Genomic DNA, 15,785 nt, shown 5'->3' on the forward strand with positions numbered 1-15,785 from the left:
CCGCGGCACCCGTCGCACCGTGTGCGGCGACCGTGCCGAGCGCACCGCTGCGCCGAGTGTGCCGGGCCGGCCGACAAACCCACGATCGGCTCATGAGCTGAACGGAGAACCCCCACCCATGCGCCGTCCCCGCACCCCCGCGGAGCTGGTCCGGGCCGAGCCCGGACCCGCGTTCACCATCGACTTCGACGGTCGGCCCGTGCCCGCGCTGCCCGGGCAGACGATCGCCGCCGCCCTGTGGGCCGACGGCGTGCTGGCCTGGCGCACCACCCGGGTCGGCGGCCGGCCGCGCGGGGCGTTCTGCGGCATCGGCGCCTGCTTCGACTGCCTGGCCACCGTCGACGGGCGGCCCAACCAGCGCACCTGCCTGCTGCCGGCCGAGCCCGGCACCACCGTCACCACCCAGGAGGGTCACGGCCGTGCCGACCTCGACGTCTGAGCCCCTGTCCGGCGGGCCGGACCCCTACGACCTCGCGGTGATCGGCGCCGGGCCGGCCGGCCTGGCCGCCGCCGTGACCGCCGCCGACCTCGGGCTGCGCTGCGCCCTGGTCGACGCCGGCCGGAGCACCGGCGGGCAGTACTACCGCCACCCCGCCCCCGGCCTCGGCGCCAACCGGCCCGACCGGCTGCACCACGGCTGGTCGGTCTACACCGGCCTCGCCGACCGGCTCGCCGCCCACCGCGCGGCCGGCCGCGTCGAGCTGCTGGCCGGCCACCAGGTGTGGGCGCTGGAGCGCGCGGGGGAGCGCGACTGGCGGCTGCACGTCACCACCGGTCCGGACGCCGACGACCGGGCCACCGTCCGGTCCGCCGCCGTCCTGCTCGCCACCGGCGCGTACGAGCGGCAGCTGCCCTTCCCCGGCTGGACCCTGCCCGGGGTGGTGACCGCCGGCGGCGCGCAGGCCATGCTCAAGGCCGGCCTGGTGCTGCCCGGGCGACGGATCGTGGTGGCCGGGAGCGGCCCGCTGCTGCTCGCGGCGGCCTCCTCCCTGGTCACCGCCGGCGCCGAGGTGCCCGCGGTGGTCGAGGCCACCGCGTACCTCGGGTACGCCCGGCGCCCCGGCGTGCTGGCCGCCGTTCCGGCCAAGCTCGTCGAGGGCGCCGGGCACGGCTCCGCGCTGCTGCGGCACGGCGTGCGGCTGCGGCCGCGCAGCGCGGTCATCGAGGCGCACGGCACGGACCGGGTCACCGCCGTCACGGTGGCCCGGCTGGACGCCGCCTGGCGTACGGTGCCGGGCAGTGAGCGGCGGATCGAGTGCGACGCGCTCGCCGTCGGCCACGGGCTGGTCCCGCAGATCGAGCTGGCCACCGAGGTGGGCGCGGCCATCCGCACCACGCCCGACGGCACGGCCGCGCTCAAGGTCGACGCCCGCCTGAGGACCACCGTCCCCGGGCTCTGGGCGGCCGGCGAGACCTGCGGGGTCGGCGGCGCCGACCTGGCGATCACCGAGGGCGAGCTGGCCGCGCACGCGGTCGCCGACCAGCCGGTGCGCACCGCGCTGCTGCGCCGGCGCTCCCGGCTGCGGGCCTTCGCCGAGCTGATGGCCGCCGCCCACCGGCCCGGCCCGGGCTGGACCGAGTGGCTGCGGGAGGACACCGACGTCTGCCGCTGCGAGGAGGTCCCGGTCGGGCGGATCCGCGAGGCGGTGGACGAGCTGGGCGCGGGCGACGCGCGCACCGTCAAGCTGCTGACCAGGGCCGGGATGGGCTGGTGCCAGGGCCGGATGTGCGGTCCGGCGGTGGCCTGCCTGGCGGGCGGCGGTGCCGTGCCGGAGGAGTCCCGGGCGGACAGCCGGCCGTTCTCCTGCCCCGTTCCGCTCGGACAACTCGCGGCCGAGCGGACCGAGCCGGACGGCCCGGCCGACCCGCACTGAGCCCGTTCGGGCCCGGACCGGGCCCGAACGGGGCGTGACCGGGCGGGACCGGGCCCACCAGGCCCGGCCCGTCACGGTCCGCCCGAAATCGCTCGGCGGGGACTCTTGTGTCCGCCGCGCGCCCCCTAATAAAATGTCACACCTCACCAAGGAGTCACCTGTGTCCCAGACCCCGCACGACAGCACCCGGCCCTGGCGCGGCATCATGGTCGCCACCACGCTCCCGCTGCGCCCGGACCTCTCCGTCGACTACGACGCGTACGCCGACCACGTCCGCTGGCTGATCGAGTCCGGCTGTGACGGCGTCGTCCCCAACGGCTCGCTCGGCGAGTACCAGACCCTCACCGCCGAGGAGCGCGCCAAGGTCGTCGAGGTCGCCGTCGAGGCGGCCGGCGACGGCTCCCGCGTGATGCCCGGCGTCGCCGCCTACGGCAGCGCCGAGTCCCGCCGCTGGGCCGAGCAGGCCGCCGAGGCCGGCGCCGGCTCCGTCCTGCTGCTGCCGCCGAACGCCTACCGTGCCGACCGGGCCGCCGTCCGCGGCCACTACGCCGAGGTCGCCAAGGCCGGCGTGCCGATCGTGGCCTACAACAACCCGATCGACACCAAGGTCGACCTCGTCCCGTCGCTGCTCGCCGAGCTGCACGCCGAGGGCTCGATCGTCGCGGTCAAGGAGTTCACCGGCGACGTCCGCCGGGCGTACGAGATCGCCGAGCTGGCCCCGGGCCTCGACCTGCTGATCGGCGCCGACGACGTGCTGCTGGAGCTGGCCCTGGCCGGCGCCGTCGGCTGGATCGCCGGCTACCCGAACGCGCTGCCCGAGGCGAGCGTCGCGCTGTACAAGGCCGCCGTCGCCCACGACCTGGGCACCGCGCTGCCGCTCTACAAGGCGCTGCACCAGCTGCTGCGCTGGGACTCCAAGACCGAGTTCGTCCAGGCGATCAAGCTCTCCATGGACATCGCCGGCCGCCCCGGCGGTCCGACCCGGGCGCCGCGCCTGCCGCTGACCCCGGAGATCGAGGCGGCCGTCCGCGCCGCCACCGAGAAGGCGCTGGCCGAGGGCCTCGCCTGATCCGCACCCCGTAGTTCCGGAGTCCGGGACGGCCGGCTGCGGCGGCAGCCGGCCCCCCTGACGGGGCTCACCCACCCACCCATCCACCACCCCAGGGAGCGTCAGCAGATGCGCAGCCGCCACGTCTTCCACGCCGTCGACTCGCACACCGAGGGCATGCCCACCCGGGTCATCACCGGTGGGTTCGGCGTCATCCCCGGTGCCACCATGGCCGAGCGCCGGGTGCACTTCCAGCAGCACCTGGACCACTTCCGGACCCTGCTGATGTACGAGCCCCGCGGCCACGCCGCGATGAGCGGCGCGATCCTGCAGCCGCCGACCCGGCCGGACGCCGACTGGGGCGTGCTCTACATCGAGGTCTCCGGCCTGCTGCCGATGTGCGGCCACGGCACCATCGGCGTGGCCACCGTCCTGGTGGAGACGGGCATGGTGCCGGTCGTCGAGCCGGTCACCACCGTCCGGCTGGACACCCCGGCGGGCCTGGTGATCGCGGACGTCGCGGTGGAGAACGGCGCGGCCAAGGCGGTCACCATCCGCAACGTGCCGTCCTACTCGGTGGCGCTGGACCGGAAGATCGAGGTCCCCGGCTACGGCACGGTGGGCTACGACCTCGCCTACGGCGGAAACTTCTACGCCATCCTGCCGCTCGCCGAGTTCGGCCTGCCGTTCGAGCGGGAGCGCAAGCAGGACATCCTGGACGCCGGCCTGGCCTTGATGGACGCCATCAACGCCGGACCGGACCGCCCGGTGCACCCGGAGAACCCGTCCATCCACAGCTGCCACCACGTCCAGCTGCTCGCCCCCGGCTCCACCGCCGAGCACTCCCGGCACGCGATGGCCATCCACCCCGGCTGGTTCGACCGCTCGCCCTGCGGCACCGGCACCTCCGCCCGGATGGCCCAGCTGCACGCCCGCGGCGAGCTGCCGCTGGACCGGGACTTCCGCAACGACTCCTTCATCGGGACCACCTTCATCGGCCGGCTGGTCGAGGAGACCGAGGTGGCCGGGCACCCCGCGGTGGTGCCGACCGTCACCGGCCGGGCCTGGGTCACCGGGACCGCCCAGTACTTCCTCGACCCCACCGACCCGTTCCCGGCCGGCTTCCTGCTCTGACCGGCCGCCGGCTCCCCGTCCCCACCCCTCCCGTCGAATCCCCCGAAGGGCTGCTCCCCGTGACGATCCGTTCGTACAACCCCGCCGACCCCGCGGACCTCGTCGCCGAGGCGCCCCGCCCCGGCACCGAGGCCGTCGAGGCCGCCGTCGCCCGTGCCCGCGCCGCGCAGCCCGGCTGGCTCGCCGCCGGCGCCGGCGCCCGCTCGGCCGCGCTCACCCGGATCGCCGAGGCCGTCGAGGCGCACGCCGAGGAGCTGGCCGAGCTGGTCGTCCGCGAGGTCGGCAAGCCGATCGCCGAGGCGCGCGGCGAGGTCGCCCGCACCGCCGCGATCTGGCGCTACTACGCGCAGGCGCCGTTCGCCGCCTCCGGCGAGGTGCACGAGACCGCCGGCGGGCCCGGCCTGCTGCTCACCCGCCGCCGCCCCTACGGCGTCGCCGGGCTGATCACGCCGTGGAACTTCCCGCTGGCGATCCCCACCTGGAAGGCCGCCCCGGCGCTGGCCGTCGGCAACAGCGTCGTCCTCAAGCCCTCCTCGGAGGCGATCGGGGTCGCGCGGCGGCTGGGCGAGCTGATCGCCGGGGCCGGGCTGCCCGCGGACGTCTTCACCGTGCTGCCCGGCGGCGGCGCCGAGGGCGGCACCCTGGTCGCCGCGGCCGACGTGGTCTCCTTCACCGGCTCCACCGGGGTCGGCCGCCAGGTCGTCCGCACCGCCACCGAGCGCGGCATCCCGGTGCAGGCCGAACTCGGCGGGCTGAACACGGGGATCGTCCTGCCGGACGCCGACATCGACCAGGCCGCCGCCCACCTCGCCAACGCGATCGCCGGCTACGCGGGCCAGAAGTGCACCGCCACCAGCCGGGTCGTCGCCGTCGGTGCGGCCTACGAGCCGCTGCGCGCCGCGCTGGTCAAGGCGCTCGCCGAGGTCGACGAGACCTCCTGCGGCCCGGTCATCAACGAGGCCACCCGGGACGAGATCACCGCGGCCGTCGTCTCCGCCAAGGAGGGCGGCGCCGAGCTGCTGACCGGCGGCACCGTGCCCGAGCGGGACGGCTGGTACCTGGAGCCGACCCTGGTCGCCGGGGTGCCGGACGGCCACCCGCTGCGGAGCGAGGAGTTCTTCGGCCCGATCGCCGTGCTGCACGCGGCGGCCGACCTGGACGAGGCGATCGCGATCGCCAACGACACCCCGTACACCCTGTCCGCCTCGGTGCACACCCGGAACCTGGACGCGGCGCTGGCCGCCGCCGACCGGCTGAACGCGGGCATGATCCGGGTCAACGCGCCGTCCAGCGGCGTCGACTTCCACCTGCCGTTCGGCGGTGCCAAGGGCGCCAGCCACGGCGCCCGCGAGCAGGGGCAGGCGGCGCTGGACTTCTACACCCAGAGCCGCACCGTCACCCTGCTGCCGGGCGGGGGTGCCTGATGACGGCGCAGCCCACCGGCGGCGAGGCCCTGCGGGTCGACACCGTCGACTACCACACGGCCGGCGAGCCGTTCCGGATCGTCGTCGACGGCGCGCCGGTGATCCCCGGTGACAGCGTCGCCGAGCGGCGGGCCATCGCGATCGGCGCCGGCGGCACCGCGACCGCGCCCCGGCCGAGCGCGCTGGACGACATCCGGCAGCTGCTCACCCGCGAGCCGCGCGGCCACGGCGGGATGTACGGCGGCTTCCTGGTGCCGCCGGACGACGACGAGGCCGACCTCGGCGTGCTGTTCTGGCACAAGGACGGCTACTCGACCGCCTGCGGCCACGGCACCATCGCGCTCGGCGCCTGGGCGGTCGACTCCGGGCTCGTCGCGGCGCCCGACTACGGCGTCGCCCGGGTGCGGATCGACGTGCCGTCCGGCCGGGTCACCGCGCTGGTCCACCGGGCCGCCGGGCGGACCACCGGGGTGACGTTCCGCAACGTGCCCGCCTGGGTCAGCGAGCTGAAGCTCCCGGTGGAGACCTCGCGCGGCACCGTCGACGTGGCCGTCGCGCACTCCGGCGCCTGCTACGCCTCGGTGCCGGCCGCCGCGCTCGGCCTCTCGGTGAGCCTCGGCGAGCTGCCCGAACTCACCGCCATCGGGCGGGAGATCAGGGCCGCGCTGGCCGGTTCCCCGGCGGTGCAGCACCCGGTGGACCCGCGGCTGTCGGGCGTCTACGGGGTCATCCTGTTCGACGAACTCCCCTCGGCGGACGGCGCGCTGAACCAGCGCAACGTCACCGTCTTCGCGGACGGCCAGATCGACCGCTCGCCGTGCGGCTCCGGCACCTCGGCCCGGCTGGCGATCCTGGCCGCCGAGGAGCGGCTCGCACCGGGCGAGGAGCTGCGGCACGAGTCGATCGTCGGCACCGTCTTCGGCGGGCGGGTGCTGGCCGGCGGCGACCCGTGGGGCGACGGTGTGGTCACCGAGGTGACCGGCACCGCGCACCGCACCGGCGAGCACCGCTTCGTGCTCGACTCGCAGGACACCCTCGGCGCGGGGTTCCTGCTGTGAGCGGGGACCTGAGGACGGTGGCCGCTGCCCCGGTCACCGCCCCGGCCCCGGAACCGCCCGGCGCGGCGGCTGAGCCGCTCCAGCCCGCCGCGCCGGGCCCGGACGACGTCCTCGCGTCGGACGCCGTCGGGCTGACGCCCGTCGAGGCGTCCCGGGCGATCGAGCGGGTCCTGCTCGACGGGCTGGACCCGGAGGCCGCGCCCGCCCGCTCGGCCGTACCGGTGCCCGCCGGGGAACTGCTGCTGATGCCGGCCGCCTCCGCCCGGTACGTCGGGGTGAAGATCGCCGGGGTCGCCCCCGCCAACCCGACCGTCGGGCTGCCCCGGATCACCGGCAGCTACCTGCTGCTGGACGGTCCGACCCTGCAGCCGCTGGCCCTGCTCGACGGCGTCGCGCTCACCTCGCTGCGCACCCCCGCGGTCACCGCCGTCGCGCTGGACCGGCTGGCGGCGCCGCAGGCCGAGCACCTGGTGCTGTTCGGCTCCGGCCCGCAGGCCTACGGCCACCTGGACGCGCTGCTGGCCATCCGCCCGCTGACCCGGGTGACCGTGGTCGCCCGCAGCGAGCAGCCCGCCGAGGCCCTGGCGCGGTACGCCCGGGCCCGCGGTGTGGCGGCCGCCGTCGGCACCCCCGCCGACGTGGCGGACGCCGACCTGGTGGTCTGCTGCACCACCGCGCGCACCCCGCTGTTCGACGGCGCGCTGGTCCCGGACCACGCGGCGGTGGCGGCGGTCGGCTCGCACGAGGTCGACGCCCGGGAGGTGGACGAGGTGCTGGTCGGCCGGTCCGCGCTCTACGTGGAGGCCCGCGCGGTGGCGCTGCGGGAGGCCGGTGACCTGCTGATGGCGGGGATCACCGGCGCCGACACCCTGTGGAACCTGGCCGAGCTGGTGAACGGCGATGCGCCGGTGCCGGCCGATCGGCCGAGGTTCTTCAAGAGCGTCGGCATGGCCTGGGAGGACCTCGCGGTCGCGGCGGAGACCTACCGCCGCGACGCGGGCTGAGTCTCCGGCCGGCACGGGGCCCGCTGTGGGGCCCGACGCACGGTGCCGGCGCCTCGGCGCTGCGCCGGCACCCGCCCCCGGACCCGTTGCCCTGGACGGGGGGCGGTCGTTGAAGTGACCGGCCGGAAGTGCGGCCGACGTGGTGGGACGGGATCCCCCGCCACGTCGGCCGCTTCTTTGCGTTCCGGCGCCTTCGGACCCGGGGCGGCTAGCGGTAGGTGTTGATCAGACGGGCCAGGTGGCGGCCGGTCAGGTGGAGGGGCTCCTCGCTGCGGGCGACCTGGGCGGCGAGTTCGGCGCCCTCCAGGGTGTTGATGACGGTGGCGGCGAGTTCGCGGGCGTCGGCGAGGGCGATGCCCGAGCCGTGCAGCTTCTCCTCGACGATCGCGCGCCAGTGCGCGAAGGCCTCGGCGACGGCCTGCTCGATGACCGGGGCCCGGCCGACCGTCTCCAGCGCGGTGGTGGTGATCGGGCAGCCGTCCTGCCAGTCGGAGGCGCGCAGGGACTCGGCGAGCAGCCGGGTGCAGGCGGTGATCGCCTCGGCCGGGTCGGCGGTGCTGTCCAGTGCCTCGTGCAGCATCTCGGCGAACTCCCGGTCGCCGTGGCGGATCGCCTCGGCGGCCAGCTCCTGCTTGCCGCCCGGGAAGAAGTGGTAGACGGAGCCGAGGGTGGCCTCCGCCTCGCGGGAGATCTGCTTGATGCCGGTGCCCTCGAACCCCTGGCGCTGGAGCAGCCGTGAGGTGGCCCGGACGATCCGCTCGCGGGTGCCGGTGGTGGTCGTCTTCACGGGGGGAGTCTAGCCGGTCATTGAATAGAGCGTTCGTTCCAGAGCTGTGCTAGCGTCACGCCCTGGATAGAGCGTTCGTTCTAGTCGCACTCCGGAGGGGATCCCCATGTCCGTCGCGCAGCAGCAGCACGGCAAGCCGTCCGTCACCGTGATCGGCCTCGGCCCGATGGGCCTGGCCATGGCCGGCGCCTACCTCGACGCCGGGTACGCCGTCACCGTCTGGAACCGGACCGCCGGGCGGGCCGCCGGCCTGGTCGCCCGCGGCGCGGTCCTCGCACCGAGCGCGGCCGCGGCGGTCGCGGCCGGGGAACTGGTCGTGCTCAGCCTCACCGACTACGACGCGGTGTTCGCCGTGCTCACCGCCGCCGAGGCGGAACTGGCCGGGAGGACCGTCGTCAACCTCAGCTCGGACACCCCCGAGCGGGCCCGCGAGGCCGCCCGGTGGCTCGCCGAGCGGGGCGCCGGGCACCTCACCGGCGGGGTGCAGGTGCCGCCGTCCGGCATCGGCAGGAGCGGGTCGTCCACCTTCTACAGCGGTCCGGTCGAGCTGTTCGGGCGGCACCGGGCCGCCCTGGAGGTGCTGACCGGAGCCGACTACCGGGGCGACGACCCCGGGCTCGCCCAGCTGTACTACCAGATCCAGATGGACCTCTTCTGGACCTCGCTGGCCGGCTACCTGCACGCCACCGCCGTCGCCGAGGCCAACGGCATCCCGGCGGACGCGTTCCTGCCCTACGCCACCTCGACCGCCGCCTCGATGCCGGGCTTCCTGGCCTTCTACGCGCCCCGGATCGCGGCCGGCCACCACGAGGGCGACGTCGACCGGCTCACCATGGCGCTCGCCAGTGTCGAGCACGTCCTGCACACGGTGGAGGCCTCCGGGGTGGACGGCGCGCTGCCGCGGGCGCTCGCCGACACCTTCCGGCGGGGCGTCGAGGCCGGGCACGGGGCGTCCAGCGCGACCAGTCTGGTCCGGCTGTTCAAGGGGGAGTGAGACGGGACGGGTGAAGTGGGGGGCCGCCGACCGTTGTCACCGGGCGGCGGCCCTGCCACGATGGGGTCCGGTCATGTACCGCGGTCCCTGACGGGGCGTCCGAATCACGGAATGTTGCACACTCAACGTAACGTGACATTGTACGCTGGTGTTCTGCACTCACCGGAGGAACACCATGGCCGACCTCAAACCCCGCACCCTGATCTCCGTCCAGGAGCGGCTGCGCGACCAGGTCGCCCACGCCCTGCGGGCCGCTCTGATCTCCGGCGAGCTGCGCCCCGGCGTCGTCTACTCCGCGCCCGCCCTCGCCGCCGACTTCGGCGTCTCCGCCACGCCCGTCCGCGAGGCCATGCTCGACCTCGCCCGCGAGGGCCTGGTCGAGGCCGTCCGCAACAAGGGCTTCCGGGTCACCGAACTCACCGAGCGCGACCTCGACGACTTCACCGAGATCCGCGCCCTCATCGAGGTCCCCACCGTCGGCCGGGTCGCCCGCAGCGCCAGCGCCGACCAGCTGGAGGCGCTGCGCCCGCAGGCCGAGGCGATCGTCGCCGCCGCGGGCAAGCAGGACCTCATCGGCTACCTGGAGGCGGACCGCCAGTTCCACCTCGACCTGCTCGGCCTGGCCGGCAACGCCCGCCTGGTCGAGGTCGTCGGCGACCTGCGCAAGCGCTCCCGCCTCTACGGCCTCAACCGCCTGGCCGAGCGCGGCGAGCTGGTCTCCTCGGCGGAGGAGCACCTGGAGCTGCTCGACCTGATGATCGCCGGCGACGCCCCGGCCGCCGAGTCCTGCATGACCCGCCACCTCAGCCACGTCCGCTCGCTGTGGGCCGAGGACGAGCAGGAACAGCCGGAGGAGTCCCGCACCGGCCTGCGGCTGCGGGCCCGCTAGGGGTAAACCACCCGTTCGGGCGAACCGGCGGGACATCGCCGCCCCGGTCACACGTCTGCGGCAGGATCAGCGGCGTGCCTCCTTCACCGCTCGACATGGCCGACGTCCTCTTCGAGCGCTATCCACGCCACCGCGTGGAGGTCCTCGGCGGGCAAGTCTCGATCGAACCGGTGCCGGACGGTCGGCATGCCGCGATCCTGCGCGACGTGCTGGCCGGCCTGTACACGGCCGGAGCGGACTGCAAGGGCGGGCCGGAGGCCTTCCGGCAGTTGGCGATCTGGCTGCCGACCGGTCCCTTCGACTACGCGATGCCGGACGTGTCGGTCGTCGATCCGGAGTCCGACGACCGCATGGTCGAGTTCAACTGCTACGACCCGGCCTGCTTCCGGCTGGTGCTGGAGGTCACCTCCTCGGCGTTCGGCGACGAACTCACCCGGAAGCCCGCCGCGTACGCGGCCGCCGAGGTGCCGGTCTACGTGGTCGTGGACCGGGTCGACCGGCGGGTCGTGGTGTTCACCGAGCCTCGTGGGGCCGAGTATCGCGTGCGGGAGGTCCGCCACCCGGGGGAGTCGTTCGCCCTGCCCCCGTCGGTCGGGGTGCCGGTGACGTTCGCGGTGGCGGACCTCGTCGCGGTCAGACGGTAGCCGCCGGTATCGTCAGGCGGCCGTCGTGGACCTCGGCGACCTGGTCGACCGCCGTCAGGTGGGTCCGGTCGTGGGTGACCAGGACAGTGGCGGTGGCGCGCTGGTGGGTGAGGGTGGTCAGCAGGTCCAGGACGGCCGCGCCGCGCTCGTGGTCCAGGGCGCTGGTGGGCTCGTCGACCAGCAGGACCGTGGGGTCGTTCATCAGCGCGCGGGCGATGTTCACCCGCTGGCGCTGACCGCCGGAGAGCTGGTGCGGGCGGCGGGCCGCCTGGTCGCGCAGGCCGACGGCGTCCAGCAGCTCCAGGGCCCGGGGGAGGGCGGTGCGCGGGGCGCGGCCGTCCAGGTGGGCCATCACCTGGAGCTGCTCGACGGCGGTGAGCGAGGGCAGCAGGTTGGGCTGCTGGAAGACGATGCCGATCCGGTCGCGGCGCAGCGCCGCCAGCGCGGTGCGGTCCAGGCCGGTGGTGTCCGTGCCGTCCACCTCCACCCGCCCGGAGTCCGGGGCGATCAGCGTGGCGGCGACCGCCAGCAGGCTGGACTTGCCCGAGCCGGACGGGCCCACCACGGCGGTGACGGTGCCCTTGGGGACGGTCAGCGAGACGTCGTCGAGGGCGGTCAGCCGGCCGTCGCCGTCGGGGTAGGTCAGCGTGACGTGGTCGAGAACGAGAGTCATCGGGCGCTCCCCAGGGCGGTCAGCGGGTCGACGGAGGTGATGCGGCGGACGGACAGGGCCGCGCCGACCGCGCCGAGCGCGATCATGACGACGGCGGGGACCAGTACGGTCGGCGCGTCCAGGACGAACGGGACGGCGGAGCCGATCAGCGCGCCGAGGCCGGCGGCGACGGCCGTGCCGAGCGCGGTGCCGAGCAGCAGCAGGACCACGGCCTGCCCCAGCGCGTCGCGCAGCAGGTAGCGGGTGGAGGCGCCGAGCGCCTTCAGGACGGCGATGTCGCCGCTGCGCTGGATCGTCCAGACGGTGAAGAACGCGCCGATCACCAGGGCCGAGATGGCGAACAGGAAGCCCCGCATCAGCTGGAGCGAGCCGTTCTCGGAGGTGTAGGAGCCGATCGCGGCGAGCGCGTCGTCCCGGGTGCGGGTCTCGGTGCCGAGCGCGGCGTCGGCGGCGGCCAGGTCGGCGCCGTCGGCGGTGGTGAGCGCGACCACGGTGGCGTGGCCGGCGCCGCCCGGGGCGGCCCGCTGCCAGTCGGCGAGGGTGGTCCAGACGACCGGGGTGTGGCTGTAGGAGGCGTCCCCCGAGACGGCCGCGACCGTCAGGGGGTGGCCGGCGACGGTGAACGCGTCGCCCGGGCGCAGCCCGCCGAGGTCCTCGGCGGCGGTCTCCGACAGCACCGCCCGGCCCGGGGCGAGCGCGGCACCCTGCGGGGCGAGCGCGGAGCCGTCGGGCAGGCCGAAGACGGAGAGCGCGGCGGTGCGCGGGCCGGCCGCCGCCTTGGTGGTGGCGATGCCGAGCGGTTGCGCGTCGGTGACGCCCGGGGTCCGGGCCCAGCCCTGCCACTGCTCGGGGGTGACCTGGGAGTCGGTGAACGACAGCTTCTGGCCGTCGGCGGGCCGGCCGAAGGCCAGGTGGTCGGCGGACAGGCCGGTGATCGCCGAGATGTTCTGGCGTCCCAGCCCGGCCGTCAGGCCCGACAGCAGGCCGACCAGCACCGTGATCAGCACGATGACGGTTCCCATCAGGGCGAACCGCCCCTTGGCGAACCTCAGATCCCTCCAGGCGACGAACACCGCAAGCCCTTCCGCTCGATCCACTGCGACACTGGAAAGACTCCTCGAAGGAGGGCCCCTCGGGCATCGCACCGGGGATTGCATCCTCGGCATCGAAGGGCGGGAGCGGAGTTCAACCTTTCGATTGATGCCCGACGGGCGCACGGACCCTAGGCTGGACGGATGGCGACCGATCGACCTCGAACCACTCCCGTCGCCCGCGTCCTCCAGGTCTGCCTGCACCTGCTCGTGGCGGGCCTGCTGGCGCTCGCCGTCGTCCGGGCCCTGGCCGGCCGGGGCGGCGACCCGGTGGCGGTCACGGCCGCCGCGACCGCGATGGCCGCCGTCTACACGGCCGGGCCGCTGATCGGCGCGGTCGGCCGCTCCCGCCGCGCCGCCGGGCTCTGGCTCGCGCTGCTCGGCGTCACCTGGGCGGGGGTGCTGATCACCACCCAGGACGGGGTCTGGCTGGCCTTCCCGCTGTACTTCCTGGAACTGCACCTGCTCGGCCGCCGGGCCGGACCGGTGGCGGTCGGGCTCACCGCGGTCGCCTCGATCGCCGCCTACTCCGCGCACCAGCACACCGTCAGCGTCGCGGCGGCGATCGGGCCGCTGCTGGGCGCCGCCGTCGCCACCGCCACCGTCCTCGGCTACCAGGCGCTCTACCGGGAGAGCGAGGAGCGGCGCCGGCTGATCGACGAACTGACCGCCGCCCGCGCCGACCTCGCCGCCGCCCACCACGCGGCCGGCGTCCTCGCCGAGCGCGAGCGGCTCGCCCGGGAGATCCACGACACCCTCGCGCAGAGCCTCACCAGCATCCAGCTGCTGCTGCGGGCCGCGCAGCGCGCGCTGCCGGAGCGCACCGACGCCGCCGCCGAGTACGTCGAGCAGGCCCGGCAGGCCGCGCAGGACAACCTCGACGAGGCCCGCCGCTTCGTGCGCGCGCTGACCCCGCCGGCGCTGGAGAGCGACACGCTGCCGGTCGCGCTGGAGCGGCTGTGCGCGACGACCTCGGCGCGCAGCGGGCTGCCGGTACGGCTGCACGTCTCCGGCGAGCGGGTCCGGCTGCCCGTGCCGCACGAGGTGGCGCTGCTGCGGATCGCGCAGTCGGCGCTCGGGAACACGGTGCGGCACGCGGGGGCGACGCACGCGGAGGTGACGCTCAGCTTCATGGCGGGGGAGGTGGCGCTGGACGTGGTGGACGACGGGGCGGGGTTCGAGCCGGGGGCCGTCGGTGGACCGGAGGCGGGCGCGGGCGGGGACGGCGGGTTCGGGCTGCCGTCGATGCGGGCCCGGGCGCGGGCGCTCGGCGGGACCTTCGCGGTGGAGTCCGCGCCGGGGGAGGGGACGGCGCTCGCCGTGCTGCTGCCGGTGCCCGACGCTTCGAGTGAGGAGACCTCGTGACCGACGCCGTGATCCGCCTGCTGCTGGCCGACGACCACCCGGTGGTCCGGGCCGGGCTGCGGGCCGTGCTGGAGAGCGAGCCGGACTTCGCGATCGTCGCGGAGGCCGCGACCGCCGAGCGCGCCGTCGAGCTCGCGGCGGAGCTGGACGTGGACGTGGTGCTGATGGACCTCCAGTTCGGGCCCGGCTCGGTGATGAACGGCGCGCAGGCCACCGCGGCGATCACCGCGCGGGGCGCGGGGGCGCCGCGGGTGCTGGTGGTGACCACGTACGACACCGACGCGGACACCCTGCCGGCGCTGGAGGCCGGGGCCACCGGGTACCTGCTGAAGGACGCGCCGCCGGAGGAACTGGCGCGGGCCGTGCGGTCGGCGGCGGCGGGGCGGACGGCGCTGGCGCCGACGGTGGCGGACCGGCTGCTGGAGCGGATGCGGACGCCCGCGGCGGCGCTGAGCGTACGGGAGACGGAGGTGCTGGGGCTGGTCGCGGACGGGCTCACCAACCAGGCGATCAGCCGGCGGCTGCACCTGAGCCTGGCGACGGTGAAGTCGCACCTGGTGCACATCTACACGAAGTTGGGCGTGGAGTCGCGGACGGCGGCGGTGCGGGAGGCGCGGGCACGGGGGCTGATCCGGCGCGGGGGGTGATCCGGCCCGGGCGGGGGTGAGCGCGGGAGGGGCCGGCCCGGTGCGCGGCGTAGGGTGGGCCGGTAGCCCGGGAACCCCGGTGTGCCGTGTGAGTGGAGGATCCCCGGATGGCCGTGCGACTCGACGAACTCCCCGTGCCCGTGATCGGCGCGCCGATGGCCGGCGGGCCGTCGACGCCGGAGCTGGCGGCCGCCGTGAGCGGGGCGGGCGGGCTCGGCTTCCTCGCCGCCGGGTACCGGAGCGCCGTGGACACCTTCGAGCAGGTCCGCCGGGTACGGGAGCTGACGGACCGCCCGTTCGGCCTGAACCTGTTCGTGCCCGCGGAGCCGGGCGACCGGGCGGCGGTGGCCGCCTACCGGGAGCGGCTGCGGCCGGAGGCCGAGAAGCACGGCGTGACCCTGCCGGAGGCGATCGCGCCGGACCGGGACGACTGGGAGGCCAAGATCGCCGGGCTGCTCGCCGAGCCCGTCCCGGTGGTCTCGTACACCTTCGGGCTGCCCTCCGCCGAGGAGGCGCGGGCGCTGCGGGCGGCGGGCACCTTCCAGGTCGGCACGGTGACGACGCCGGACGAGGCGCGCCGCGCCGAGGCGGTCGGGATGGACGCGCTGTGCGTCCAGGGCCCGGAGGCCGGCGGGCACCGCGGCACCCACGCGGCGGCGGACCGCCCCGGGGAGCTGCCGCTGCTCGAACTGCTGGCGGCCGTGCGGGCGGTGACCGGGCTGCCGCTGATCGCGGCGGGCGGGCTGGCGGACGGTCCGGCGGTGGCGGCCGCGCTGCGGGCCGGGGCGGCGGCGGTGCAGGTGGGCACGGCGCTGCTGCGCGCGGACGAGGCCGGGACGGCGGCGGTGCACCGGGCGGCGCTGACGGAGTTCGACGCGACGACGGTGACCCGGGCGTTCACCGGCCGCCCGGCGCGGGCGCTGCGCAACGACTTCACCGACCGCTTCGGCCCGTACGCGCCCGCCGCCTACCCGGACGTGCACTACCTGACCCAGCCGCTGCGCGCGGCGGCGGCCCGGCGCGCCGACGCGCAGGCGATGCACCTGTGGGCGGGGACCGGCCACCGGGCGGCGCGCAGCGGCCCGGCGGCGGAGCTGGTCGCGGAGCTGTGGAGGGACGCCGGGGCCGCCGGGCGGTGAACCCGGCGGCCCTC

At 75.8% G+C, this 15,785-nt stretch carries 16 protein-coding genes; 13 read left to right on the plus strand and 3 right to left on the minus strand.

Annotated elements, in window-relative coordinates; genetic code table 11:
- The first annotated feature begins 118 nt into the window (after positions 1 to 118).
- The 7 genes from ACFC0B_RS20230 (at position 119) to ACFC0B_RS20260 (ending at position 7,542) form a co-directional block, all read left to right on the plus strand.
- The gene (locus ACFC0B_RS20230; RefSeq protein WP_376087302.1) at positions 119 to 439 is read left to right on the plus strand and encodes a (2Fe-2S)-binding protein; all 321 of its coding nucleotides are present in this window, start codon (positions 119 to 121) and stop codon (positions 437 to 439) included.
- Positions 420 to 1,874, plus strand: coding sequence for an NAD(P)/FAD-dependent oxidoreductase (locus ACFC0B_RS20235; RefSeq protein ID WP_376087304.1), 1,455 nt, complete (start codon positions 420 to 422; stop codon positions 1,872 to 1,874). The genes ACFC0B_RS20230 and ACFC0B_RS20235 overlap by 20 nt, the downstream gene beginning before the upstream one ends.
- Before the next feature lie 205 nt (positions 1,875 to 2,079).
- Positions 2,080 to 2,943, plus strand: coding sequence for a dihydrodipicolinate synthase family protein (locus ACFC0B_RS20240; protein ID WP_376087455.1), 864 nt, complete (start codon positions 2,080 to 2,082; stop codon positions 2,941 to 2,943).
- 108 nt (positions 2,944 to 3,051) lie between these two features.
- Positions 3,052 to 4,056 (plus strand): proline racemase family protein, encoded by a 1,005-nt coding sequence (locus ACFC0B_RS20245; RefSeq protein WP_376087306.1) that lies wholly within the window; start codon positions 3,052 to 3,054, stop codon positions 4,054 to 4,056.
- 59 nt (positions 4,057 to 4,115) lie between these two features.
- Positions 4,116 to 5,480: an aldehyde dehydrogenase family protein gene (locus tag ACFC0B_RS20250; protein ID WP_376087308.1), complete on the plus strand. Its 1,365-nt coding sequence runs from the start codon at positions 4,116 to 4,118 to the stop codon at positions 5,478 to 5,480.
- Complete coding sequence (locus ACFC0B_RS20255; protein ID WP_376087310.1) at positions 5,480 to 6,538, plus strand: proline racemase family protein; 1,059 nt, start codon at positions 5,480 to 5,482, stop codon at positions 6,536 to 6,538. Before ACFC0B_RS20250 ends, ACFC0B_RS20255 begins: the two co-directional genes overlap by 1 nt.
- Before the next feature lie 131 nt (positions 6,539 to 6,669).
- Positions 6,670 to 7,542 (plus strand): ornithine cyclodeaminase family protein, encoded by an 873-nt coding sequence (locus ACFC0B_RS20260; protein ID WP_376087457.1) that lies wholly within the window; start codon positions 6,670 to 6,672, stop codon positions 7,540 to 7,542.
- Positions 7,543 to 7,750: 208 nt separating this feature from the next.
- Here the strand turns inward: ACFC0B_RS20260 and ACFC0B_RS20265 are convergent, their stop codons facing one another.
- Positions 7,751 to 8,329 carry a TetR/AcrR family transcriptional regulator gene (locus tag ACFC0B_RS20265; protein WP_376087312.1) on the minus strand — a complete coding sequence of 193 codons (579 nt, stop codon included), beginning with the start codon at positions 8,327 to 8,329 and terminating at the stop codon, positions 7,751 to 7,753.
- 106 nt (positions 8,330 to 8,435) lie between these two features.
- Here ACFC0B_RS20265 and ACFC0B_RS20270 point away from each other — a divergent pair, with 106 nt between their 5' ends.
- The 3 genes from ACFC0B_RS20270 (at position 8,436) to ACFC0B_RS20280 (ending at position 10,856) form a co-directional block, all read left to right on the plus strand.
- Positions 8,436 to 9,323 (plus strand): NAD(P)-dependent oxidoreductase, encoded by an 888-nt coding sequence (locus ACFC0B_RS20270; RefSeq protein ID WP_376087314.1) that lies wholly within the window; start codon positions 8,436 to 8,438, stop codon positions 9,321 to 9,323.
- Positions 9,324 to 9,498: 175 nt separating this feature from the next.
- Positions 9,499 to 10,212, plus strand: coding sequence for a GntR family transcriptional regulator (locus ACFC0B_RS20275; RefSeq protein ID WP_376087316.1), 714 nt, complete (start codon positions 9,499 to 9,501; stop codon positions 10,210 to 10,212).
- Between the two features lie 74 nt (positions 10,213 to 10,286).
- Complete coding sequence (locus ACFC0B_RS20280; protein ID WP_376087318.1) at positions 10,287 to 10,856, plus strand: Uma2 family endonuclease; 570 nt, start codon at positions 10,287 to 10,289, stop codon at positions 10,854 to 10,856.
- Here ACFC0B_RS20280 and ACFC0B_RS20285 read toward each other — a convergent pair.
- On the minus strand, positions 10,846 to 11,529 hold the full coding sequence (locus tag ACFC0B_RS20285) for an ABC transporter ATP-binding protein (protein ID WP_376087320.1): 684 nt from the start codon (positions 11,527 to 11,529) through the stop codon (positions 10,846 to 10,848). The two genes, ACFC0B_RS20280 and ACFC0B_RS20285, sit on opposite strands and share 11 nt — an antisense overlap.
- Positions 11,526 to 12,602 carry an ABC transporter permease gene (locus ACFC0B_RS20290; RefSeq protein ID WP_376087459.1) on the minus strand — a complete coding sequence of 359 codons (1,077 nt, stop codon included), beginning with the start codon at positions 12,600 to 12,602 and terminating at the stop codon, positions 11,526 to 11,528. Before ACFC0B_RS20290 ends, ACFC0B_RS20285 begins: the two co-directional genes overlap by 4 nt.
- A 162-nt stretch (positions 12,603 to 12,764) precedes the next feature.
- Between ACFC0B_RS20290 and ACFC0B_RS20295 the strand changes: the two genes are divergently transcribed.
- From ACFC0B_RS20295 to ACFC0B_RS20305, 3 genes are all read left to right on the plus strand, one after another.
- Positions 12,765 to 13,985, plus strand: coding sequence for a sensor histidine kinase (locus ACFC0B_RS20295; protein WP_376087322.1), 1,221 nt, complete (start codon positions 12,765 to 12,767; stop codon positions 13,983 to 13,985).
- A complete protein-coding gene (locus ACFC0B_RS20300) occupies positions 13,982 to 14,632 on the plus strand; it encodes a response regulator (RefSeq protein ID WP_376087324.1) in 651 nt (216 codons plus the stop codon). Before ACFC0B_RS20295 ends, ACFC0B_RS20300 begins: the two co-directional genes overlap by 4 nt.
- A 107-nt stretch (positions 14,633 to 14,739) precedes the next feature.
- Positions 14,740 to 15,771: a nitronate monooxygenase gene (locus ACFC0B_RS20305; RefSeq protein ID WP_376087326.1), complete on the plus strand. Its 1,032-nt coding sequence runs from the start codon at positions 14,740 to 14,742 to the stop codon at positions 15,769 to 15,771.
- Positions 15,772 to 15,785: the final 14 nt, after the last annotated feature.

Source organism: Kitasatospora sp. NPDC056184 (assembly GCF_042268405.1).
In the GTDB taxonomy this organism is placed as follows: Bacteria; Actinomycetota; Actinomycetes; order Streptomycetales; family Streptomycetaceae; genus Kitasatospora.